2 protein-coding genes are annotated in these 1078 nt (G+C 54.4%); both read right to left on the reverse strand.

Annotated features, from left to right (window positions below):
- Positions 1 to 156 precede the first annotated feature (156 nt).
- Complete coding sequence (locus ABZT49_RS28850; protein ID WP_355291266.1) at positions 157 to 342, reverse strand: hypothetical protein; 186 nt, start codon at positions 340 to 342, stop codon at positions 157 to 159.
- 500 nt (positions 343 to 842) lie between these two features.
- Positions 843 to 1040 carry a DUF6481 family protein gene (locus ABZT49_RS28860; RefSeq protein WP_355291268.1) on the reverse strand — a complete coding sequence of 66 codons (198 nt, stop codon included), beginning with the start codon at positions 1038 to 1040 and terminating at the stop codon, positions 843 to 845.
- Positions 1041 to 1078: the final 38 nt, after the last annotated feature.

Genomic DNA, 1078 nt, shown 5'->3' on the forward strand with positions numbered 1-1078 from the left:
AATGGTGTCGAGGCCGAGTGCCCCTGTTGCGACAGGGGAGGCATCGACGCGCTGAGTGGGCATGGGAATACTTTCAGAGCATGGTGAGCTTCACCACGGCGCTTGCAGGGTAGAAGGACAAATAAGCCATCCATTTTTCAGGATATGTTAAATTGCTTATCCGGTGCCGTCCAAAGGACGCTCCCGCGGCTGCCATGCAAATGGCTTTTTCCAGGATTTTTGTCTATGCTTATTTGCCGGAAGCCCAGCGTATGAGGGCATTTCCGTTAATTTTTCAATGCGCCGACGAAATTCTTCATTGGAAGGACTGCGCGCTGAACCAGTGATGAAATTCTTTGCCATGAAAATTTTCTCCCGATAAGTTATATATTATAAACGCTATGATCTACCGCATCGCTGGCTTGATTCACTAGAAAATAGCGGCAATCTCACTTTCTCTGACAGCGCGATCTCCCATGCGAGATCGGATACGGTACGACGCTTCCCCACTCCGATCCTCTGGCATGAGCTGCACGATTTCGAAAGTATCTCCGCTGCTCGTCAACCTGTCAGAGAAGCCACCTTGAACCATGCGGACTTGTTGGCGCAGCTTGAATTTATGGGACACGTGACTTGATCCTTTGTTCATGATCGGGAAGATCTGCTAGTTCCGCCAAAATGCATTGCAACCACATCCGAGCTTGCGCTTCGCGGGCATCTCGCGCGGATTTCTGTTCGGCACACAGCTTAACTTTAGCGACTGCGGCATCGGAAGCACGCCGCATTTTCCCAGCCGCCGCAAGCTCGCGCTCACGCACTTGCTGGGCTTCTGCTCCAGCCTCCTGGATAATCCGAGTTGCTTTTCAAGCGGCTCTTTCTCTCTCTCGCTCGGCCAGACGAATAGCTCTCGCTGCGAAGATTGCCCGCCGTTCGGCTTGCCTGGCCGCAGAGGCCAGGTCGTTCTCGGCGCTCCCCGCCTGAAACCAGGCTTGCAAGGCCTGACGTGCCGCGGAGGCGGAACCCAGCCTTTCACCCAGAGGCGCTTCATTGCATTTGCCCATGGCTCAGGCTCGGTTCCTGACGAGGGATCGGATTGGGG

The sequence above is a fragment of the Methylobacterium sp. EM32 genome, assembly GCF_040593685.1.
Taxonomy (GTDB): Bacteria; Pseudomonadota; Alphaproteobacteria; order Rhizobiales; family Beijerinckiaceae; genus Methylobacterium.